Raw genomic sequence first — 21,204 nt, 5'->3', positions numbered from 1 at the left:
ATAGGGGAATGGGCCCAATCTTCAAAGGCTACCAGATCCAGCCCCTGCAATGATAAATCGTGTTACTGCAACATGTTAAAACTACGCTGCCCGTGGCTCTGCCTATCGCATGGCCGCACGAAGCGCCGAAAGAATCTGCTCCGTAGCGCTTTCCAGCGGACCATCCAGCGTGCAGCCGGCGGCGTTCTCATGCCCGCCGCCACCCAGACGTTCGCTGATAGCCGCCACGTTGATACTATTTCCATCTTTTCCAATCTTGCTGCGCAGACTCAGGCGAATGCGTCCCTCGGGTAGTTCGCGCAGAAAGACCGCAGCTTCTATCCCCGCGATCGAAAGTGCGTAGTTCACCACACCTTCGCAATCTTCTTCCACCGCTGCGCAGCGAACCATATCCTCATGCAGAATCGACACCCAGGCGATTGCTCCGTTGGCCTCGTCGCGCTGCAGAGTGCTCAAGGCAGTGCCTAGCAGCATCATCTTCGACATGGGATTGGCGAAATAAATATCGCGAGCAATCCGCACGGGATCAGCGCCCGCCGCAGTCAGTTCGCCTGCCAGCGCAAAGGTGCTTGCCTGAATGCCACCGTAGCAGAAGCCGCCCGTATCCGTAAGCAGCGTTGTGTACAGGCAGGTTGCCATCTCGGCAGTTACCGTACCGCCAGCGACCCGCACCAGGCGATGCACCAGCTCGCCCACCGAACAGGCATTACGATCGATCCAGTTGAGCTGGCCAAAGTCCTTGCCGCTCGCATGGTGATCGATGTTAATGAGAAACATCGGTTCCAGCCCGCGCAGGCGCGTACGCTCAATGCCATCGCACTCCAGTAGAATCACCGCATCATAGGGTCCGTGAACACGCATCACTGTGCGTATGGCATCGGCTCCCGGCAGGCTGCGATAGACCGCCGGAACACGGTCTGCGGTTACCAGGTCGGCTCGCTTGCCCATCTGCTGCAACAGCATTCCCATTGCCAGCATCGAACCGACGGCATCGCCATCTGGCCGCGAGTGGGAACAGACGAGAAACCGCTCGCCGTCGCGGAGAGCATCCAGAATTGCGGTTACCTCCGGTGGCTGAGCATCGGAATATCCTCCCTGAGGAGGTCTCTCTGAGCGGTCTGGTCGAATGGGTTGGGGGCTCGCCATAGAAATCAGTTTTACTCCGCAGTCGGTGTCTTCGGTGCAAGGCCAGCATCAGCCGTCACATCCAGGGGCGCATCGGCAGCGGGTTTCTGGCGCTTTTTTACGCGGCCCAGCAACTCGTCGATGCGCGATTGAAACTTCTCGGAACGATCCACATGAAAGCTGAGATCAGGTACGCGGCGCATTCCCAGCCGCTCCAGCAGTTCGTGGCGAATGAAACCACGTGCTGCCAGCAGCGCATCGATCGTCTGCTTCTCTGCCTCTTCGCCGCCATCCACCGCGATATACACCCGCGCCGATTTCGAGCCGGGATTCATCGCCACTTCCGTCACGTAACAGAGCGCAATGCGAGGATCGGAAAGCTGGCCTTCCAGCATCGTTCCAATCTCCTCTCGCAGGCTCTCCGCAACCCGGTTTCGATGGTACACACGCGATCTTGGTTCTGCCATAGTATTCCTCCCGGGTAAACCTCTTAGCATACCAGAGCCCTGCCTCCAGAACCATCGAAACCCCGGTTTACCGGATCCCCGGCCTCTGGACAGTCAACGAATGGGCACCGCCAGCGAACAGGTAAATCGGCGCGTCAACCTCGCTGCTATACTCCTTCCTATTCTGCATTCAGGAGCATCCATGCTCAAATTGCTTGCTGCACTTTTGCTTCTTCCCTGCACCGCTGTCTTCGCACTTCAGGCTCCCACGCCGAGCCCGCTGCCTGCCTTGCCAAAACCGAAGCTCCAGGCAGCTCCATCCAGCCAGGCGTCCCCGGCGCAGCCAGTACCGACTGTTCCCGCCACGGCGCATACGCTCGACTCAGCAGACCTGGAAGCATTCTTCGACGGCATCCTGCCCTTGCAACTGGAGCGAAGTGACATCGCCGGAGCCAGTGTACTGGTCATGAAAGATGGACAGGTGCTGCTGCAAAAAGGATATGGATACGCGGACATAAAAAAGCAAACACCCGTCGATCCAGCCAGCACTGTTTTCCGGCTCGCTTCCATCTCAAAGCTCTCCACCTGGATCTCGATCATGCAGCTTCAGGAGCAAGGCAAGCTGGACCTCGATACGGATGTCAATCGCTATCTCGACTTTCAGATTCGCCCTGCCTTTGGCAAACCCGTAACCCTGCGCAACCTGATGACCCACACCGCTGGCTTTGAGGAGGTTTCCAATCTCGTCGTCACCACCAACCAGAAGTACAAAATCTCGCTGCGCGACTACCTCATTCAGAACCAGCCGAATCGTATCTTCCCGCCGGGCACAATTCCGGGCTACTCCAACTACGGCGTGGGCCTGGCCAGCTACATCGTGCAGCGCGTGAGCGGAGAGCCTTTTGAGGAATACACTAGGCGCCACATCTATCTGCCGCTAAGGATGATGCACTCGACGTTCTATCAACCGGCCCCAAAAGGCTTTGCCGTATCGGAAGGCTACTTTGCCGACACGCAAAAACCGCCGCAGGGCTTTGAAGTTTTTAATCCCGTTGGCGCAGGCGGTTTCTCTTCAACTGCCCCGGACATGGGCCGGCTCGGGCAGGCGCTGCTCAACGGCGGCGAACTCGACGGCACACGCATTCTGAAGCCCGAAACTGTTGCTGCCATGTGGACGCCCCAGTTCCGCACCAGCAAGGATATGCCTGCCGCCTGCATGGGCTTCTACCAGACGTGGCGCAACAACCTTCGCTGGATTGGACACGGCGGCGACCTCACCGCTTTTCACAGTTTTTTCGCAGTTGAACCCACGCAGAAGCTGGTGCTCTTCGTCTCCTTCAACTCCGTCGGCAGCCGCGGCCACGCGCGCCCCGAGATCATCCGCATGTTCTCCGACCGCTACTTTCCAGCGACACTCAAACAGAATTTTCTGACGCTCTCGCGGAAGGAACTCGAAGCCGTCGAAGGCGCCTACCAACCGACACGACGCGCCGACAGCACCAAACTCCGCATCGCCGCACTGATCAGCCAAAGCAGTGTCACAATCAACAAAGATGGCGAGCTGGTCGAGGACGACGTCAAAGACCTGCGCGGACATGACGTCAAATTCAAACCCATCGGGAAAGACCTGTGGCAAGCGGTCGGCGACCAGCAGCGTATTTTTGCGATTCGCGATGAGCACGGTAAAGTCGTTCGTCTCGCCAATGAATTCGCAGGCGAACAGGATCAGCGCGTTTCCTGGTTTGAAAACGGAGACCTGATCTTTCCGCTCCTGGGTGGAAGCTTTGCCATTCTGATCGCCGTCGTGCTCGCAACGATCATCCGCCTCGGCCATCGAATCTTCCTGCGCAAACGCCCTCGCCCAGCGCCTCAACCAGGTACGGCCTGGCTCTCGACCGGAGCAAAACTTGCGGCCTGGTTTTGGGTCTTCCTGTTCCTCAGCATCCTTAGTTTTTTTGCCTCCCAGGGAGATGACATAATGCCGCCCAGCCCTGGCTGGACGCCCTATTTCTTCGCGCTCAACTGCGTCATCGGCCTGCTGCTGTTCCTGAGCTTTCTGGCTGTGATCTCGGGAATCGCAGTCTGGTCCCGTGACCTACGCTGGATCACCAAACTCAAGTTCACCCTGGTTGCGCTGGCTTGCGTATTTCTAAGCTGGTTCTCAATACACTGGCACCTGATTAGCCAGATTCACCGAATCTGACCATCGAACCGGCATTACGAGCGATCTCCTTTATGAAGAATATTATCCGGGCAAATTTAAAATTTATATCCGGATAAAACTCTTGCATCTGACATTAATACCCGGGTATTATTTGAATCGTAATTGATTTTACCCGGATATTAATTCAATGAAAGGGATTGATTCAGCCGTGACATCACCCAACGAACGTCAATGCACCGTCTTTGAAAGTTTCGGAGTGCTAGCGCGAGGCACCGAAACCGAAGTCCGCGAAATCGTAAGAAAGACCATGGCCCAGCGGGAAACATCGCCTACCCGAGCCTTTTACGACGATGATGGCGAAGAGTTCGATCCAACTTCGCCCGATCCCGCGAAGATAATAGGCGGTAACTCCCCGCCAGAACCAGAGCCGATCCGTAAAGCCGGTCGGCCAAAATTAGGCGTGGTCGCCCGCGAAGTCACGCTGCTGCCGCGCCATTGGGAGTGGCTGGAATCGCAGCCGGGCGGCGCTTCCGTGGCTCTTCGCAAGCTGGTTGAGATGGCCAGGCGTGACTCCGGTCCGGCGGATCGTGTTCGCCGTTCGCTGGAGGCTACATATCGTTTTCTGAGCGCGATGTGCGGCAATGCTGCGGGCTTTGAGGAAATTTGCCGAGCGTTATTTCGCAAGGATTGGGAAGACTTCGACGCGAAGCTGAACCACTACATGACGATTGAACTTGCCAATCACATCAAAACGCTGTCGAGAAAGGCTCGCCCTGAATATCAGGAGTGAGCCTGATTCACCTGCACCTATGCTGCAAGCGCGTCAGGCTTCGCCTTCAATAAAATCCCACCAGGAGTCGGCAAGCTCTGCACCCAGTTCGTGAATCATGCGGGCTGCTGCGCGCTCGACTTCTTCCATCTGGCCACGCAAATAATCGCGCGAATTGGAGATGCCGACAATCCCGATTGTAGCGCTCTGCCAGGTGACGGCCTCGTCCAGCTCCGCGACAGAGATGTTGAATCCCTGGCGAAGCTGGTCTTTCAAGGAGCGAACGACCTGCCTTCGATCCTTGAGAGAACGGGCGTGTTCGATGCGGACGTCTAAGGTCAGTTGCGCAACAGGCATAGAGTTACCCTGCGAATTTAGCTAGCTGCTCAGCACTTGGTTTGGGCGTAAACAGGCTCACGAGAATCAAGGCGGCAACGGCCGAGATGAGCGCTGGAAAGATCGCGTCCCGCTGTGAGATGATCGCTGGGAACAGGCCACGAACCGCTGGCAAATCCCATGTGACAGTGACGACTGTGCCCGTAGCGATGGCTGCGACGGCGCCCCAGGCAGTGACACGTTTCGAGTAAAACGCGGCGAGAATAACCGGTGTCAGCGCGGCGGAATAAACGGTATAGGCATAGAGCATCTTCTCCAGAATGCTCTGTGCGTAGACGGCCTGGTAGAGCGCCCAGCAGCCGAGCAAAACAACCATCAGGCGAGAGACAATCAGCACGCGCTTGTTACCGACGTTGGGCGAGATATAACGGACAAAGACATCGTTGACCAGATTCGTCGCCGGGGAAAATAAAAAGTTGGAAGCCGTTGAAATAACCTTGGCAAAAACTGCGGCCAGTAACAGTGCGCCGAGGAATGCAGGCAATCCGTTACGCGCGGTGTAGGCGATGATCTCGCTCGGGTTTTTCGCGACCTCTCCCGTGGGAAACAATGCCGAGCCGAAGACTGCAATGGAGATGATCGCAACTTCCAGAACGATGGTTCCGATGATCCAGCCAACGACTGCGCGGCGTGCATCGCGCTCACTTTTTGCCGAGAAGAACTTCTGATACATGGCCTGGTTGCCAAGCATCAGTAACAGCGTGGGAAGCAGAAATTCCAACGCGCGCATCATGGTCAGATTGCCGAGCACCTCAAAATGCGTTGCTGGCAAAGCTGCACGAACACCGGTCCATCCACCTGCATGAATGAGCAGGTAGGGCGCGGCTATAAGGCAGATGACCGAGACCAGCGAACCGATGATCAGATCGGTATAAGCAACGGAAGACATGCCCGCCAATGCCGTCATCAAAATGACGAAGATCGCGATGATGTACGTTCCCATATTGGTTGAGATCACGCCGGGAAAGATCAGGTGCAGCACCGCGCCGCCGCCTTTGAACTGATAGCTGGTGATTCCGACATACGCAAACAGGATTGCGATGACGCCCAGCACGCGGGCCGTCTGGTTATAGCGCGCTTCAAGCAGGTCGGGGATGGTGAACTGTGCAAATTTGCGGGCGCGTGGCGCGATGAAATAGATCAACAGCAGACCGATCCATCCCCCTGCAGGCTGCCAGAGGGCAGCGAAACCGTTCTTGTAGGCATTCTCTGCCCCGGCAAAGAGAGAACCCGCGCCGATCCACGAACTGAGCAGCGTAAAGACAAGCACGATGGCAGGCAGCGAACGGCCAGCGACGAGATAGTCGGCCTTGGTCTTGACCAGAGATGCGCGGAAGAGCGAGACGCCCATGAGCGTGACAGCTATAACCACCAATAGAATGACGTAAAGCGACGACATGGGCAGGTTTTCCCTCGCGGAAGACGAACTATAGATTGATCGAAGTGTAACGGATGAGGCCTAGCCGTTATTCAACCACAGACGCAAGGACGCCCTCGGCCTGCGAGCGAATGACACCTTTCAACAGGAAGACCTTACTTCGTGAAGACTCACCTGACAGCAATTGAATAGACGACTTTGGAACTGAAAATGTCCCGGCCAGGAAGGCGATCAGCGCTTCGTTGGCGCGGCCTTCGATTGGTGGGGCTTGAACTGCAATCTTCAATGCGGCTGATTCGCCTTCACCATAGATGCCGAGGATGGCAGTTTTCTTTGCGCCGGGCTGAGCGCGGACGGCGATTGTGCAGCCGTTTGCCGTTTCGCGAATCACGCTGTGAATTGCAGGGCCAATCATGCCGGATATTCGCGGCGACCAAACAACGCAGTGCCGACTCGAATGCGTGTTGCTCCCTCGGCAATGGCCAGCGCGAAGTCGCCGCTCATGCCCATCGAAAGCACGGGCAGATTCAGCCTGGGATGCGCGGCACTGATGCGGTCGCGGAGCAGTCGCAGGTTGCGGAAACAAGCGCGGGTTTCGTCCTCCGGCACGTCCAGCGGGGCGATGGTCATCAGGCCCTGTGCATCAAGATTGGACAGGGACGGCAGGCGTTCCAAAAGCTCGGCCAGTTCGGCGGAATCGGGCACAATGCCCGCCTTGGATTCTTCGTGGCTCAGCTTGATTTCAAGCAATACAGGCATACGCTTCCCTAGCGAGAGGGCAGCTTCATTGAGGCGTTCGGCCAGCTTCAACGAATCCAGCGTGTCGAGGGCGTCAAAGACCTCTACGGCCTTCGCAGCCTTGTTCGATTGCAGGTGTCCGATGAGATGAACGCGCATCTGGCGGCGCACGTCTGGCGGCAATTCGGCCGACTTGGCTGCAAACTCCTGAACGCGATTTTCGCCGAAGATGTGCAGCCTCAGGCCTACGGCTTCAACGATGGCTGCGGCTGGATGCGTTTTAGAGACTGCAACCAGTTCTACCTCCGCACGGGGCCGGTTGGCGGCACGGCAGGCAGCGGAAATGGAATCCTCAAGGCGCGTCAGATTATTGCGGATTTCGGCCTGCTCGGTCATGCAGATTGCTCCCCGTACAACCCATCGCAGTCAAGGCCTATCCTAGCTGATATGTGGACAGTGATTTTGCTCATTCTCTCGAATATTTGCATGACGTTTGCCTGGTACGGGCACCTGAAGTATCGCCAGGATGCGCTTTGGAAGGTGATCCTGGTGAGCTGGGGCATCGCCTTCTTTGAGTATTGCCTGCAGGTGCCAGCCAATCGAATCGGCTCAGAGCGGTTCAGCCCGGTGCAGTTAAAGGTCATTCAGGAAATTATTACGCTGTGTGTCTTTGCCGTGTTCACGATGCTGTACTTCGGTACGCAGCTTCGCTGGAATCATGCGGCCGCCGGAGTTTGCCTCGTGGCGGCCGCTTTCTTCGTCTTCAAACCGTGGTGACGTATTGCGTGGCGTTGTCTCAGTGGCCGTGTTCTTCGAGGAACTTTTCGGCTTCGAGCGCGGCCATACAGCCGGTTCCGGCAGCGGTGATCGCCTGGCGATAACGGCGGTCCTGCACATCTCCGCAGGCATAGACGCCAGGGATCTTGGTGTGGACGTTGTCTTTGGTGAGGATGTAGCCATCTTCATCCAGATCGATCTGGCCTTGAAACATCTTGGCGTTGGGCTCATGACCGATGCCGAGGAAGAAACCGGTAACCGGCAGGACGCTCTTTTCGTTGGTCTTGACATTGCGGATGTGCAGGCCCCTGACCGATTTTTCTTCGACGCCCAGCACTTCTTCCACGACGGTATTGGTTAGTATCACGATCTTTGGGTTCGACAGCGTCCGGTCCAACATGACCTTGGAGGCGCGGAAGCTTTCACGCCTGTGGATCAGGTATACCTTGGTTGCGAAACGGGTCAGGAAAAGCGCTTCTTCCATTGCCGTATCGCCGCCGCCGACCACGGCAATATCGTGGCCGTTGAAGAAGAATCCGTCACAGGTGGCGCAACTGGAAACGCCGTGGCCGATGAGCGCCTGTTCGCTGGGCAAACCAAGCCAACGAGCGCTGGCGCCCGAGGCGATGATCAGGGTGCGTGCGCCGATCTCGCCGTTCGAAGTCTTGAGGCGGAAGGGATGCACGTTCAGATCGACCGAGACAAGGTGGCTCATCTTGAATTCAGCACCGAAACGAGCTGCCTGTTTCTTCATGTTTTCAATGAGTTCCGGGCCTTGGATGCCGTCTGGCCAGCCGGGAAAGTTCTCAACCATGGTGGTGATGGAGAGTTGGCCGCCGGGCTCATGACCCTCCAGGACAAGTGGCTTGAGGTTAGCGCGTGCGCTGTAAATGGCGGCAGTAAGGCCGGAGCAGCCTGAGCCCAAAATAACTGTATCGCGAATTTCTTCCATGTTGTTTTCCCTGATGCCTGGAGCAGAATTGTTTGAATTGAGCTGACCTGTCGATTGTATCGGACAGGTTACGCTGATCGCCCTATTCAACTCCTGTGCCTGAGGCTTAATTTCGCCTGTGTGCTTCTGTTTGATGCGGGAGAAATGGTTTCGACCCATGCTGCGCGTCAAAGACCGATGAGCTAGACCGGTGGGCGAGGCCGGTGAACGAGGTGGTTAAACGAAGCGGTTACGAAACTCCCAGATCTGTGCTGGATCGGGCAATCCTTGGACCAGGCGATCCTGCATACTCCCATACCTCAGCCGATACAATTGAGTTCCGTGATTAACAGGCTTACTTTTGCAAATCTCGCTCATCGCCCTGTTCGGACGGTATTGAGCATTTTCGCCATTGCGGTAGAGGTGACAATGATCCTCACGCTTGTTGGCGTCAGTAATGGCACACTGCACGAATCCGCCCGCCGCGCACGCGGATCCGGTGCGGATATCCTTGTTCGGCCTCCGGGCAGCTCAATTCTCTCTTCCCTGAGCTCCTCCCCTTTGAGCGACAAGCTGCCTGCCGTTTTCAGTAAAGAACCCCACGTTGTTCTCGCTACCGGCACGATCATCCAGCCACTTGAGTTGTTCGACTCAATTACAGGGTTGGATATGGACCAGTTCTCCAAGATGAGCGGCGGTTTTCGATTTCTGGAAGGTGGCCTGCCCGTTCAAGACACGGACGTGATCGTGGACGAGCCTTATGCAAGAGAGAAGCATTTGCACGTTGGCGACACACTCAATCTGATCGCTCATGCGTGGCGCGTTACTGGCATTTACGAACCAGGCAAGCTTGCTCGAATCTGCGTGAAGCTGAAAGCGCTGCAGGACGCTACAGGCAGCCCACATCGACTTAGCCAGATCTATCTTCGGTTGGATGATCCGAGTAATGCGCAATCGGTGGTTGATTCGCTACGGGCAAAATATCCCGGCTATCCGATCTTTACCATGGAGTACTTTACCTCGATGCTCTCAGTGAATAGCCTCGGTTTGCTGCGCAATTTTACCTACGTGGTGATTGGAATCGCGATGATCGTTGGATTCATTGTGGTCTTTATGGCGATGTATACCGCGGTTCTCGAACGGACAAGAGAGATTGGAATCTTGAAGGCGGTTGGAAGTTCTTCTGGCTTGATCCTCAGCATGTTGATGCGCGAGACGCTTCTGCTCGCCATCCTTGGTACGGCCGTAGGCATTTTGATGACGTATCTTACGCAATGGGTCATGCTGCACTTCGCACCAGGCGGTCTGTATCAGGAGACGGTGTACGGATGGTGGCCTATCACTGCCGGAATTGCTATCGTGGGCTCTCTGATCGGCGCCATCGTTCCGGGTATTAAAGCCGTTCGCCAGGATGCCACGGAGGCGCTTTCGTATGAGTGAAGCTCCGATCATTCAGGTGCAGCAGTTAACGAAAACATACCGCGTAGGCGATATCAACGTACATGCACTTCGCGGCGTCAATCTTGAAGTGAACAAGGGTGAGTTCATCTCCGTTGTGGGAGCGTCGGGTTCAGGCAAATCGACACTTTTCAGTGTTCTGGGCGGGCTCACTCCGCCAACCAGTGGAAGCGTCCGCATCAACGGCAGGGACTTATCCGACATGACGAACGCAGAGCGTACCAACCTGCGCAAAGATACGGTTGGATTTGTATTTCAGAAATACAACCTGCTGCCCACTCTGTCCGCTGAAGACAATATCAAGCTGGTCAAATATATCGGCAGTCACGATACCGAATTTGACTCGTCTTTCAAAGAAGTCCTCAGCCTGCTGGGCATCGTAGACCGCTTGAAGCACAAGCCTCGCGCTCTTTCGGGCGGTCAGCAGCAGAGAGTTGCGATTGCGCGTTCGATCGTTAATCATCCGGCAATTCTGCTCGCGGATGAGCCGACGGGCAATCTCGACAGCCAGAATTCGGTAGCAGTTCTCACACTGCTCCGTGATCTGAATGAACGCTTAGGTCAAACAATCCTGATGATTACCCATGACGAGGAAGCTGCCTCCTACTCCCACCGCAGAGTTCATATGCTTGATGGGCAACTGACATAAGCCCTGGGCTACAGATGAGGAGCGAGGAATGGAGTCATAGCACTCCCCTCGTCATAGCCGCTTAATTTTGTCAGGCACAATAAGACATGCTTTCGGCTTTAGATGCATCTCCCGCGCAGAACTGGACACGACTTGATGGGGTGGACCTGCTTCGCGGACTGGCCATCTTTTTTGTGCTGATGAACCACGTCAACATGCAACTGCTCTTCGCCCATGTGCCCTACACCAAGGGGTTGCCGCTGCAGCTTGTTTACTCCCTGGTGTGGAATGGGCAGCTTGGCGTGCAGATCTTTTTTGCCGTCTCGGGCTTTCTTATTACTTCAACTACATTGCGGCGATGGGGATCGCTGCTGCAAATCAGTGTTGCAGGCTTTTATCGCATCCGGTTTGCGCGCATCGCACCTCTGCTGTTGCTACTACTGGCGGTGCTGAGCAGCCTGCACCTGGCCGGGGTAGAGCATTTTGTCGTTTCGCAGGAAACTGGCGGACTGGGACGGGCGTTGCTGGCGGCGCTGACCTTCCACGTCAACTATCTCGAAGCCAGCAGAAATTATCTGCCCGGCAACTGGGACATCCTGTGGTCGCTCTCGGTCGAGGAAACATTCTATCTTTTCTTTCCGCTCATTTGCCGATTCCTGGGCCGGGGGAAGTTTCTGGTTCCGCTCCTGCTGGCGTTTGTGGTGATCGGCCCGTTTGCACGCTCGGTCGCTTTCAACCACAACGAGGTCTGGCGCGAATACTCCTACCTGGGCGGCATGGATGCCATCGCACTCGGCTGCCTGACGGCTCTGCTGATCGCGCGGGTTCGCTTTTCGCGGGCCACTCTGTGGGCTCTGGGCATTGCCGGAACTGCGACCATGAGCCTCACCCTTTTCTTTTCTCTTTACGTGTATCAATGGGGACTGGGCCGCAATGGTTTGAGCATGACCATCCTGACGGTTGGGGCGTGCATGGTGATTGCCGTGGCGGCCCAGACGGAGTGGAGAGCCTCCAACCTTCTATCGCTGGTATTGGCGCCCATCTTGCGCATGGGGCAGCGCAGTTATGAGGTCTACCTCACGCATATGTTTATCGTGCTGGGTGTTTTCCAGATTTTTCTGGCAATGGGCAAGCCTTTGCGGCTCGTGCCGGTACTGTTTCTAACAGTGATTGTGCTGGCGGGCCTGCTGGGAGAACTGGTGGCGCGCTTCTACTCCGAACCGATGAATCGGCGATTGCGCAAGCATCGCGGGTTGAAGACTCTCTCGGCGGAACGCGTTTAGGGATAAGATTGGCTCATGGCTAATCTCACGCTTATCTATGGTCTACGGTTGTTGCCCGAGGGCGAAGTTGCCCAGGTTCAGGACGCCACGCTCAAACTCGCCAACGGTCACGAAGCCCACGTCACCATGCATGTGCTGGAGGGTTCGCGCGAGGAAATCGAAGGACAGCTCCGCATGAGCATTGATGCGTTTTTCGATTTCTATCCTGAAATTTAGATCCCCGTCTCCGGCAGCAATGGCGGGTTCTCGACGCGCAGTGTATCCCGCTTTGGGAATAGTGCTGGTGCGTGTTCCCAAACGCGCACCAGGTCTTTCGTCACATGCATCTTTGCCGCACGAAATAGTTCACGTTCGCACTACCTTTGTCGATGTGATGGCTGGCGTGCTCTGCGCGTGGATATTAGCGAAAGCACCCAGGCTCATCGCGGATTCCTTTCGCAAAGGCGTGCGCCTTGACTTTGCCCTGTTCTTCACTCTCCCGGTTGAAGATTCTCGTTTGCCTGCTACCCCTCTTGCTGGCGGCTACAACAGGCATTGCGGGCGGCCCTAAATTTGTTGCTGGAGTCAGCTACTTCAATCCCGGCGTGAAGGGGCAAGCGGTGCACTGGGCGCAGGGACAGGTTGGTTATTTTGTTGACCAGGGCCCTCTCAATAGCCTGGTCAACAATCAGCAGGCGACTGAAATGGTGGATGCAGCAGCGGCGACGTGGAGTGCGGTTCCAACTGCGGCAGTGACACTGATGAACAAAGGTCCGTTGGCGGAGAATGTGAGCGGAGCCAACATCGTGCCCGGAATCGGCGTGGTTAACGGTGGAATGTCGGCAATCGCCCAGCCCAGCGACGTGGCGGCAACTGCGACGGCTACTCCAGTAGGAGTGATCTTCGACGCGGACGGATCGGTGATCGATGCGCTGGAAGGCACGGGAGCCAGCGAGCCGGATAATTGCTGGCAGAACGGCGTCTTTGTCTGGATTGACAAGATGAATCCGGATGCGACGATGGCCCATGGCGCCATTCTGCTGAACGGCCGCTGCGCTACGAATGCCAGCTTGCTGACGATGATGAGTTTCCAGTTGGAGCGGGCCTTCGGGCGCATCCTTGGGCTTGATTTTTCGCAGGTGAATGACGGTGCGCAGTCGCCTGGAAGCACCGAGATCAATGGCGCGCTGGGATGGCCGGTGATGCTTCCTTTGAGCGGCGATTGTAGTTCGTTCGGAGGCGAATGCATCCCCGATCCGACCACGTTACGGCTGGACGATATTGCGGCGTTGAACCGCATCTATCCTGTGACAGCGGCGAACCAGTTCAGCTTTCCTGGCAAGGTTCTCACAGCGGCGAATACTATATCCCTGCAAGGGACGATCAGCTTTCGCAATGGAATGGGAATGCAGGGCGTGAATGTGGTGGCGCGTCCACTCGATGCCAACGGCAACCCGCTTTATCAGTACACGACGACCTTTGTTTCAGGCGGATATTTTGGCGGGAATCACGGGAATCCGGTTACCGGATGGACCGATGCAAATGGCAATCGTCTCGATCAATTTGGAAGCGACGACGCGTCGCTACAAGGTTATTTTGATCTGAGCGGAATTCCGCTGCCTCCGGGCGCAACTGAGGCTAAGTATGAAATTACCTTCGAAGCGGTAAACCCTCTGTATATCGACCAGATATCCGTTGGTCCATACATTCTAGGCTCGCCCACACCCTCGGGAACATTAGCCACGATGACCGTTCAAGGCATGACGGCGGGAAATGCAAAGACACTAGATCTGACTATTGCAGACTCGGCCAGCGAGTTGCAGGAAGGTTACGTTCGCCCCGTAGCCAGACCCGTTGCGCCTCTGATTGCGCGATCTGCTTTAGAAGCGAACCCTGTTCACTCAGCTCCCTCAGGGCTGGAGCCAGTCGGGAATGAGCCACAAAGCAATGAGAGGAACGCAGGGAACAGCATAGCGGCACCAGCAATCGGCATTGAAGGCGCGCCGCAACTGCTGCCCTCCAGCGGTATGTGGACAAGTCGTCTTGGGCAGGTAGGCCAGACTGACTGGTTTACATTGCCGGTGCGAGGAAATCGCATCTTCACGATCGTCACCCAGGCACTGAACGAGGCGGGAACTTCAACCATGACGAAGGCGATGCCTGCGATTGGTGTGTGGGACGGATTCGATCTGGTGGGGTCTGCCGCGGCTGGTTCGGCCCCGGCGCAAAATGGATTTGTTTCCGGCGAGACAAGGTTGCAGGTGGCTACAAGTGGGAACGATATTGTCCGGCTGGCAGTCGCAGACCAGCGCGGAGATGGCCGTCCGGACTACACATATCGAGGCTGGGTGCTCTATGCAGACTCTGTTGCTCCGGCGCGCCTGCCGGTAAGTGGCGGGACGATCGTGATTCATGGAATGGGTTTTCGTGCAGGAGATTCCGTGCTGGTGGGCGGAGTCGCGGTCACGGTGACGAGTATTTTGCCGAATGAGATTACGGCATTGGTTCCTGCGGCGATGGCGGGTGTTATCGGCTCTCTGGATGTTGAGGTGGACGACCTGCCTCTGTTCAATGCGGCTGCGGCCATTCCAGGTGGGTTTAGCTATGACGCGGGCAGCGGCGATGGTCTCGTGCTGGTGACTGCTCCGGCGAACCAGGTTCCGATGGATGTGCCTCAGCCATTTTCCGTGTTCGCTGAGGGCGCGAATGGAGCACCAGCCGGAGGCGTGACAGTGATCTACTCCGTTACGAGCGGTGTGGCGACATTGGGCTGCGGCCTGACGACCTGCTCCGTAACAGCGAGCGGAGATGCTCGGGCAACGATGGCGGTTACGGCGATCAACAGTTCAATTGCGGTAGTTACGGCTTCGCTGACCAATGGGGCAAGTGTTCAGGCGCATTTTTACGGTGGTCCGGCGGCGGTATTGAATGCCCTGACTCCAACGCTGTATCTGGCGGCTGGTGCCACGACAAGCTGGCCGGTACAGGCGCTGGCGTTGAGCGGTGGAGCGCCTGCCGGGGGGCAGACAGTGACCTGGCAGAGCGTCCCGGGGATGACTACATCCGGCTCGACATCCAGCTCGGCATCAACAACAAATAGTGCGGGCGTGGCTTCGGCGACGCTTGCGGTTGGACCGTTGTCCGAGGGGCAGACGATTACTTCGGTTGCCTGCCTGAATGGCGGCGGCCAATGCGCGAGTTTCAACGCGTTTGGTTCGCGGCCAGAGTTTGCCAGTCTCACCGCCATCTCTGGCACCAGTCAGAGTCTTTCTGCCACGGACATGCTGCTGCCCGTCACGCTGAGGGTGCTGGATATGAACGGCAATCCCATGGCTGGCGGCACGGTCTCGGTTTACCAGGAGTTGTATGCGTGGGCTCCGGCCTGTCCGCAGCATGGCCGATGCGCCCAGCCACAATTGCTGGCGGCGCAGTCGACGACTCTTACGTCAACGTTGGATGGCAGCGTCACGGTGATTCCGCTTACGCTGGCTGGCCAGCCCACCAATCTGATTGGACTGGCGGCAACCGGCAACGCAAGCAGTCTTATATTCACGGTGGAGCAACATCCCTGAGCAATAGCGGCACGGAAGAGCGATACTTTTGCCTCGCGGTACGCATCTCACAGGGTGAGGAACCGTCATCCTTATGAGCCAATTAACTGCTGAATCCAAACCTGAGCCTGGACGCAGGCCCCGTGTTGCCATCGTCGGAGGAGGGTTTGCAGGCATCAATGCAGCTCTCGAACTGGGCAAACTGCCTGTGGATGTAACGCTCATCGATCGTCGTAATCACCACACGTTTCAGCCGTTGCTCTATCAGGTCGCGCTGGCGGTGTTGTCGCCGGCACAGATCGCCCAGCCGATCCGAACCATTTTGAAAAAGAATGCCAACACCGAGGTGTTGATGGATGAGGTGGTCAGCATCCAGACGACGCATGAAACGGCGGCAGGCCAACTGACGCTAACCAGCGGCACGATTCTGCCATACGACTACCTGATCCTGGCCACGGGGGCGACGCACTCCTACTTTGGGAGAGATGATTGGAAGCCATTTGCTCCGGGGCTCAAGACGATTGAGGATGCGACCGAGATTCGTCGCCGGGTACTGCTGTCGTTTGAACTCGCCGAACGGCACATGCTGGAGCATGGCTGGCATCCGCCGTTGAATTTTGTGATCATTGGCGGCGGTCCAACCGGCGTAGAGCTGGCCGGAGCGGTTTCAGATATTGCCCGCCTGTACATGAAGATGGATTTTCGCCATATCAATCCGTCCGAAGCGCGGGTCTTGGTGATTGAGGGCTCTCCGCGAATCCTGTCGAGTTTCCCCCCGGATCTTTCAGAGAAGGCGGTAAATCAGCTTGAAAGCCTGGGCGTTGAGGTCTGGACCAACAAGCATGTCTCTGAAGTTGGCCCAGGTTATGTCAAGGTGGGCGAGGAGCGGATCGAGGCGGTGGTGATTCTGTGGGCCGCCGGCGTGCAGGCCTCGCCACTCGGAAAGCTGCTCGGCGCTCCGGTAGACAAGCGCGGGGGCGTCTTTGTCGATAACCAACTGAATCCACCGGATTTATCTCATGTATTTATATGCGGCGATCTGGCTCATTTTGAGCAGGATGGCAAGCCCGTCCCGGGAGTTGCACAACCTGCGATGCAGATGGGGCGTTACGCGGCCAAGGCTATTGCGGCTGATCTTGCGGGAAAGCAACGCGGCAATTTTCGCTACTTCGACAAAGGAGATATGGCGACAATTGGCCGGTTGGCGGCTGTCGCCAAGATCGAGTGGCCGTTTAAGGCGCATTGGGGCGGATTCATGGCCTGGGCAACCTGGCTGCTTGTTCATATCTATTTTTTGATTGGGTTTCGTAATCGCATCACGATTTTCGCGACCTGGGCATGGACGTACTTTACTTTCAGCGATGGAGCGCGCCTGATTACAGGCGACCAGACCCTCCCCGGCTGGAAAGAAGCCACCATGGGGACCGCGAATAATGCGATTGACAGGGCAGAGTCCGATCCCCTGGATGCCCCTGCAACCGAAGCGGCGAACAGGTCATAGTAAGCTGGATAAGCGATGCTCGACTTGGGATTTGTACGTAATAACTTGCCGTTGGTAGAAGAAAAGCTGCGCGCGCGTGGAGCAGACCCCGTCGCGCTGCTGGGTGATTTCCACTCGCTGGACGCTCGCCGTCGCGAGGCAATTACGCAATCGGAGCAGTTCAAGGCCAGGCGCAACGAACTGAGCCAGCAGGTAGCTGTGCTCAAACGAGCCGGGCAGGACGCAACTACTGTCATGGAAGAAACCAAGGCGCTCAAAGAAAAACTCGACGCGCTGGACTCCGCTGCGACCGCTCTCGATGAGGAAATGCGCCAGGCGCTGGCCCGCATCCCCAATCTGACGCGCGATGAGGTTCCCTTAGGACGCTCTGAGACTGAAAATGTCGAAGTCGGCAACTGGGGAGTCAAGAAGGCTTTCGACTTTACCCCCAGGCCGCATTGGGAAATAGGAGAGGCGCTAGGCATTCTCGACCTGGAGCGTGCAGCCAAGCTCAGCGGAGCACGATTTGCCGTCTACAAGGGCGCGGGCGCGCGGTTGGAGCGGGCGCTGATCAATTTCATGCTCAACCAGCACACCGAGCTTCACGGCTATACCGAGGTGCTGCCTCCCTTCATGGTCAACAGCAAGTCGCTGTTTGGGACGGGGCAACTACCTAAATTTGCCGAGGATCTCTTCCGCTGTGAAGATGGAACGGAGTTCGTACCCGGTGAGTATCGCGACAACGATCACTGGCTGATTCCGACGGCCGAAGTGCCGGTTACCAATCTCTATCGCGACGAAGTTCTGGAAGATGCGAAGCTGCCGATGAGTCTAACGGCTTATACTCCATGTTTTCGAGCGGAAGCCGGAGCGGCGGGAAGAGATACACGCGGCATCATTCGCCAGCACCAGTTCCAGAAGGTTGAGCTGGTGAAGTTCGTGCGCCCGGAGGACTCTGATGCGGAGCATGAAAAGCTCACGCGGCATGCGGAGACGATTCTCGAACTGCTTGAGCTGCCCTATCGGCGCCTGCTGCTTTGCACGGGCGATACTGGATTTTCCGCGGCCAAGACGTACGATCTGGAAGTATGGCTTCCGGGTCAGGAGCTCTATCGAGAGATTTCCTCCTGTTCCAATTTCGAGGGATTTCAGGCTCGTCGCGCCAATATCAAATTCAAGCGGACGGGGCCGGATGCCAAGGGCAAGAACGAGTTCGTCCATACGCTGAACGGCAGTGGTCTGGCAGTTGGGCGCACGTGGCTGGCAATTCTTGAAAACTATCAACAAGCCGACGGCTCGGTGAAAATTCCCGAGGTGTTAAAGCCCTACATGGGTGGGCTGGAATACATTGTGAAACAAAGTTAAGAGCAGCAATAGAAGGTGGAATGCAGAAGACGTTGAAAAGCTATTTTTTCTGGACGCACCAGCGAGGCAGCTTCCATTACGACGTAATGGTTACCTTGATTCTGGCGTTCATTTTCGTTACGCCGCACCTGTGGAACTACGGCGATAAGCCGCCCGCAAATGCGTCGTTCGTGAATCCAATCCAGGTGACAGGCGATGGCGATCACGGCATTATCGTTACCGTGCAGTACAACGATGTTCATGTCGATCCCTCGGCGAATTATTCGACCGTGAGCCACGCACTGCAACGCGCGATCGAACCAGTAACAGGGGATGCTGTCGCCATCGTCCGTTGGGAAACCGTCTGGGATTCCTCCGGAAGGCCAACCGTGTGGAAGGTCTGGGCGCGGCGTTAAACCCGCTTCTGGCATCCTTCTCCAACCCTTACTCGTCTAAGTGCACTGAGTGACCTATGACTAATCTGCGCACGATCACACTTCTCTCGTTGCTTTTCGTTCCCGTTGCAGCGGTTGTCCCTGCCTATGGCGCAGACGATCTACAGATGGTGCTGGCCAAGCTGGATTCCGCTTCGCTGAAGTTCAAGTCTGCGGCGGCGGACATCACCTGGAGCAACGTGCAGACCGAGCCTATCCCGGACAAGGACGTGCAGGCGGGTACAGCGCAGTTTGAGCGCAAAAATGGACAGTTGTCGATGGCTATGCATCTCAAGACGGACAACGGCAAGTCCGTTCCCAAAGAGATGCTTTACGCCGGAGGGCAGTTCAAGCTTTACGAGCCGCTCCTGAAGCAGGAGACAGTCTTCCAGGCTGGCCCGAATCGCGCGGAGTACGATACGTTTCTTGCGCTGGGAATCGGCGGCAGTGGCAAAGACATGCAGAAAAACTGGAAGGTCAATTACGCCGGAGCCGAGAAGGTAGATGGTGTATCGACGGCTAGGCTCGAACTGGCTCCGCTACAGGACAGCGTGAAGAAAAATTTCACGAAAGCGATCCTATGGATCGACCTGGATAACGGAATTGCGGTCAAGCAGCAGTTTTATGACATATCCGGCAACTATCGCGAAGTGAGTTATCACAATCTCAAATTGAACGCGTCGGTGTCTCCGGATGCCTTCACCATCAAGACTCCCTCGGGCACGAAAATCATCAATCACTAGTATCTGGCGGTCAAATACTAACCGCCAGATGCCAGCCATTAGCCGCTGGCCGTTTTAGACGCTATCTGTTTTTTCCGCGAACGAAAGATCTGCTGCAGGGCGATTCCGCCCATCACAAAGAGGATCGGGAAAAACTCAAGCGTATAGCGGGTCTCAGGCGCCTCGACAGTGAGCAGCAGCGCGCACCGCAGCAGAATATAGGCTGCCATATACGGCCAGTAGCGCGGACGATAACAAAAACCCACCACTCCCAGCATCAGAAAGATCAGGTTAACCGCAGCATAACCCCAGGAGAAACGTGTCTCGGGGCGATGCTGGTTATACTCCCACCAACGCAGGTCTATGGTCAGATTTTCGACGCGCGGACGCAGCAACATATCGCCCAGCCTGCCCAGTGGAAGAAGCACCAGAGTTCGCAACGGATACCGGGCTGTACGCTGCTCGGCGAGCGCCCTGAAACGTGCGTCGATGGCTGGCGTAATCTCCTGGTTGTCGTTGTAGTCGGCGATAAGTGCCAGTGTTTGCGCGCGCTCCTCGCCAGATCCAAGAGCTCTTTCCGGCAGAGTATTCACATCCAGTGGATTATCGGGGATGTTCCAATAGACCTCGTAGGTGCTGGCGAAATCGAGGCACCAGGTTCTGACCCAGTGCTGCCAGCCGCGATGTGGATCTTCGTCGGGATCGGTTGCGTAACGCGGGGCCAGCGGTTCGAAGACATGGAAGGTCTGCCAGTTGCGGATCGTCCACGGAACGAATGGCAGTACGGCCAAAGCGCCTACCAGCAAAGCTCTGCGCAATGCCGGGGTAAATGCGACACCAAGGCTGCGGGAAAATAGCAGAGCAGGCCATAAAGCAATCGCCAGCAACGGGCCATCCGGACGAAGCAGGGCGGCATAACTGATGGCCAAGGTAAAGAGCAGCAGCGGCCCCCAGCCTGCCTGCTGACGTATTTGATTGCCCGCAGTAGCACGCTGGCAGGCAAGATAACGCTCCAGCGACCACAGCGCCAGGCAGATCATGTCAAAGGTAAGCGATTCCGTCAGAGGGGCAGACGCATACACCGCTGTAAATGGACACATCGCGGCCAGCCACAGCGTATTCAGCCCGGCGCGTGGTGACCAGATGCGGCGCACAAAATCCGCGAGCAACAGGCAGGCGACGAGTTCTAGCGTGATTTGCGTGAAGATAACGGCGTTGTAATGCTCCATGCCAAACAGGCGGAAGCAGGTGGCGAGAAAAAGTGGATATCCTGGGAGGCGAATCAGCGTCGAATGCGCCACGCCGCTGCCGTCAGTGATCGCGAATTGCCCCTTCTGCAACAGGCTCTTGGCGATATTGCCGTAAATGAGTGCATCTCCGGATACCTGTGGAAAGGCAGAGAGCATCCAAAGGCGTAGGATGAAACCACCGAGCACAGCCGCAATGGCACGCCACCCCAGCCAGCTTACACTGAAGATGGATTGGTCGTTTTTGACCACAGGATCGATCTTGTCCTCTTTCAATTGACGCACCTTACCAGCTTCCATACGATTCGAGTGTACCCAAACGGTGTCGTTCCTTCCCTATCTCTTTAACGGACC

The 21,204-nt window shown here is 56.6% G+C and carries 20 protein-coding genes; 12 read left to right on the top strand and 8 right to left on the bottom strand.

Annotated features, from left to right (window positions below):
* Positions 1-102 precede the first annotated feature (102 nt).
* Positions 103-1,146: a DHH family phosphoesterase gene (locus tag OHL19_RS04995; protein WP_263356510.1), complete on the bottom strand. Its 1,044-nt coding sequence runs from the start codon at positions 1,144-1,146 to the stop codon at positions 103-105.
* A gap of 11 nt (positions 1,147-1,157) precedes the next feature.
* Positions 1,158-1,592, bottom strand: a complete 435-nt coding sequence (rbfA, locus tag OHL19_RS04990; RefSeq protein WP_263356509.1) for a 30S ribosome-binding factor RbfA — start codon at positions 1,590-1,592, stop codon at positions 1,158-1,160.
* A gap of 181 nt (positions 1,593-1,773) precedes the next feature.
* Here rbfA and OHL19_RS04985 point away from each other — a divergent pair, with 181 nt between their 5' ends.
* Positions 1,774-3,774: a serine hydrolase gene (locus OHL19_RS04985; RefSeq protein WP_263356508.1), complete on the top strand. Its 2,001-nt coding sequence runs from the start codon at positions 1,774-1,776 to the stop codon at positions 3,772-3,774.
* A gap of 148 nt (positions 3,775-3,922) precedes the next feature.
* Positions 3,923-4,525: a DUF2239 family protein gene (locus OHL19_RS04980; RefSeq protein ID WP_263356507.1), complete on the top strand. Its 603-nt coding sequence runs from the start codon at positions 3,923-3,925 to the stop codon at positions 4,523-4,525.
* 33 nt (positions 4,526-4,558) lie between these two features.
* Here OHL19_RS04980 and OHL19_RS04975 read toward each other — a convergent pair whose 3' ends face one another.
* The 4 genes from OHL19_RS04975 to OHL19_RS04960 all read right to left on the bottom strand — a co-directional run bounded on the left by OHL19_RS04975 (position 4,559) and on the right by OHL19_RS04960 (position 7,412).
* A complete protein-coding gene (locus OHL19_RS04975; protein ID WP_263356506.1) occupies positions 4,559-4,861 on the bottom strand; it encodes a DUF503 domain-containing protein in 303 nt (100 codons plus the stop codon).
* A gap of 4 nt (positions 4,862-4,865) precedes the next feature.
* Complete coding sequence (locus OHL19_RS04970) at positions 4,866-6,299, bottom strand: sodium:solute symporter family protein (RefSeq protein WP_263356505.1); 1,434 nt, start codon at positions 6,297-6,299, stop codon at positions 4,866-4,868.
* Positions 6,300-6,366: 67 nt separating this feature from the next.
* On the bottom strand, positions 6,367-6,693 hold the full coding sequence (locus OHL19_RS04965; RefSeq protein ID WP_263356504.1) for a DUF167 domain-containing protein: 327 nt from the start codon (positions 6,691-6,693) through the stop codon (positions 6,367-6,369).
* Complete coding sequence (locus OHL19_RS04960; protein ID WP_263356503.1) at positions 6,690-7,412, bottom strand: YggS family pyridoxal phosphate-dependent enzyme; 723 nt, start codon at positions 7,410-7,412, stop codon at positions 6,690-6,692. Before OHL19_RS04960 ends, OHL19_RS04965 begins: the two co-directional genes overlap by 4 nt.
* 51 nt (positions 7,413-7,463) lie before the next feature.
* Here OHL19_RS04960 and OHL19_RS04955 point away from each other — a divergent pair, with 51 nt between their 5' ends.
* Positions 7,464-7,793 (top strand): DMT family protein, encoded by a 330-nt coding sequence (locus OHL19_RS04955; protein WP_263356502.1) that lies wholly within the window; start codon positions 7,464-7,466, stop codon positions 7,791-7,793.
* Between the two features lie 19 nt (positions 7,794-7,812).
* Here OHL19_RS04955 and trxB read toward each other — a convergent pair whose 3' ends face one another.
* Positions 7,813-8,745, bottom strand: coding sequence for a thioredoxin-disulfide reductase (gene trxB / locus OHL19_RS04950; protein WP_263356501.1), 933 nt, complete (start codon positions 8,743-8,745; stop codon positions 7,813-7,815).
* A 321-nt stretch (positions 8,746-9,066) separates the two neighbouring features.
* On the opposite strand from trxB, the gene OHL19_RS04945 reads away from it, so the two are divergent.
* From OHL19_RS04945 to OHL19_RS04905, 9 genes are all read left to right on the top strand, one after another.
* Positions 9,067-10,164: an ABC transporter permease gene (locus tag OHL19_RS04945; protein ID WP_263356806.1), complete on the top strand. Its 1,098-nt coding sequence runs from the start codon at positions 9,067-9,069 to the stop codon at positions 10,162-10,164.
* Positions 10,157-10,831 carry an ABC transporter ATP-binding protein gene (locus OHL19_RS04940; protein WP_263356500.1) on the top strand — a complete coding sequence of 225 codons (675 nt, stop codon included), beginning with the start codon at positions 10,157-10,159 and terminating at the stop codon, positions 10,829-10,831. The genes OHL19_RS04945 and OHL19_RS04940 overlap by 8 nt, the downstream gene beginning before the upstream one ends.
* An 86-nt stretch (positions 10,832-10,917) precedes the next feature.
* Entirely contained in the window at positions 10,918-12,093 is a 1,176-nt protein-coding gene (locus tag OHL19_RS04935; protein WP_263356499.1) for an acyltransferase family protein, read from the top strand.
* A 15-nt stretch (positions 12,094-12,108) separates the two neighbouring features.
* Positions 12,109-12,309: an allantoinase gene (locus OHL19_RS04930; protein ID WP_263356498.1), complete on the top strand. Its 201-nt coding sequence runs from the start codon at positions 12,109-12,111 to the stop codon at positions 12,307-12,309.
* 236 nt (positions 12,310-12,545) lie between these two features.
* The gene (locus tag OHL19_RS04925; RefSeq protein ID WP_263356496.1) at positions 12,546-15,644 is read left to right on the top strand and encodes an IPT/TIG domain-containing protein; all 3,099 of its coding nucleotides are present in this window, start codon (positions 12,546-12,548) and stop codon (positions 15,642-15,644) included.
* Positions 15,645-15,717: 73 nt separating this feature from the next.
* A complete protein-coding gene (locus tag OHL19_RS04920; protein WP_263356493.1) occupies positions 15,718-17,124 on the top strand; it encodes an NAD(P)/FAD-dependent oxidoreductase in 1,407 nt (468 codons plus the stop codon).
* 15 nt (positions 17,125-17,139) lie between these two features.
* On the top strand, positions 17,140-18,468 hold the full coding sequence (gene serS / locus OHL19_RS04915) for a serine--tRNA ligase (protein ID WP_263356492.1): 1,329 nt from the start codon (positions 17,140-17,142) through the stop codon (positions 18,466-18,468).
* 20 nt (positions 18,469-18,488) lie between these two features.
* Entirely contained in the window at positions 18,489-18,863 is a 375-nt protein-coding gene (locus OHL19_RS04910; protein WP_263356490.1) for a hypothetical protein, read from the top strand.
* A gap of 56 nt (positions 18,864-18,919) precedes the next feature.
* Entirely contained in the window at positions 18,920-19,624 is a 705-nt protein-coding gene (locus OHL19_RS04905; RefSeq protein ID WP_263356488.1) for a LolA family protein, read from the top strand.
* A gap of 38 nt (positions 19,625-19,662) precedes the next feature.
* Here OHL19_RS04905 and OHL19_RS04900 read toward each other — a convergent pair whose 3' ends face one another.
* Complete coding sequence (locus tag OHL19_RS04900) at positions 19,663-21,135, bottom strand: ArnT family glycosyltransferase (RefSeq protein ID WP_263356486.1); 1,473 nt, start codon at positions 21,133-21,135, stop codon at positions 19,663-19,665.
* Between the last annotated feature and the right edge of the window lie 69 nt (positions 21,136-21,204).

It is taken from the genome of Acidicapsa ligni, from assembly GCF_025685655.1.
Classification (GTDB): Bacteria; Acidobacteriota; Terriglobia; order Terriglobales; family Acidobacteriaceae; genus Acidicapsa; species Acidicapsa ligni.
This window is presented reverse-complemented; position numbering and strand designations above follow the sequence as displayed.

Excerpts from the sequence above, each read along its gene's own strand:
- OHL19_RS04985 (WP_263356508.1), top strand. The coding sequence starts at position 1,774 with ATGCTCAAATTGCTTGCTGCACTTTTGCTTCTTCCCTGCACCGCTGTC.
- OHL19_RS04960 (WP_263356503.1), bottom strand. The coding sequence starts at position 7,412 with ATGACCGAGCAGGCCGAAATCCGCAATAATCTGACGCGCCTTGAGGAT.
- OHL19_RS04980 (WP_263356507.1), top strand. The coding sequence starts at position 3,923 with ATGAAAGGGATTGATTCAGCCGTGACATCACCCAACGAACGTCAATGC.
- OHL19_RS04935 (WP_263356499.1), top strand. The coding sequence starts at position 10,918 with ATGCTTTCGGCTTTAGATGCATCTCCCGCGCAGAACTGGACACGACTT.
- OHL19_RS04905 (WP_263356488.1), top strand. The coding sequence starts at position 18,920 with ATGACTAATCTGCGCACGATCACACTTCTCTCGTTGCTTTTCGTTCCC.
- OHL19_RS04910 (WP_263356490.1), top strand. The coding sequence starts at position 18,489 with ATGCAGAAGACGTTGAAAAGCTATTTTTTCTGGACGCACCAGCGAGGC.
- OHL19_RS04975 (WP_263356506.1), bottom strand. The coding sequence starts at position 4,861 with ATGCCTGTTGCGCAACTGACCTTAGACGTCCGCATCGAACACGCCCGT.
- OHL19_RS04965 (WP_263356504.1), bottom strand. The coding sequence starts at position 6,693 with ATGATTGGCCCTGCAATTCACAGCGTGATTCGCGAAACGGCAAACGGC.
- OHL19_RS04970 (WP_263356505.1), bottom strand. The coding sequence starts at position 6,299 with ATGTCGTCGCTTTACGTCATTCTATTGGTGGTTATAGCTGTCACGCTC.
- OHL19_RS04955 (WP_263356502.1), top strand. The coding sequence starts at position 7,464 with ATGTGGACAGTGATTTTGCTCATTCTCTCGAATATTTGCATGACGTTT.
- OHL19_RS04920 (WP_263356493.1), top strand. The coding sequence starts at position 15,718 with ATGAGCCAATTAACTGCTGAATCCAAACCTGAGCCTGGACGCAGGCCC.
- OHL19_RS04930 (WP_263356498.1), top strand. The coding sequence starts at position 12,109 with ATGGCTAATCTCACGCTTATCTATGGTCTACGGTTGTTGCCCGAGGGC.
- OHL19_RS04995 (WP_263356510.1), bottom strand. The coding sequence starts at position 1,146 with ATGGCGAGCCCCCAACCCATTCGACCAGACCGCTCAGAGAGACCTCCT.
- trxB (WP_263356501.1), bottom strand. The coding sequence starts at position 8,745 with ATGGAAGAAATTCGCGATACAGTTATTTTGGGCTCAGGCTGCTCCGGC.
- rbfA (WP_263356509.1), bottom strand. The coding sequence starts at position 1,592 with ATGGCAGAACCAAGATCGCGTGTGTACCATCGAAACCGGGTTGCGGAG.
- OHL19_RS04940 (WP_263356500.1), top strand. The coding sequence starts at position 10,157 with ATGAGTGAAGCTCCGATCATTCAGGTGCAGCAGTTAACGAAAACATAC.
- serS (WP_263356492.1), top strand. The coding sequence starts at position 17,140 with ATGCTCGACTTGGGATTTGTACGTAATAACTTGCCGTTGGTAGAAGAA.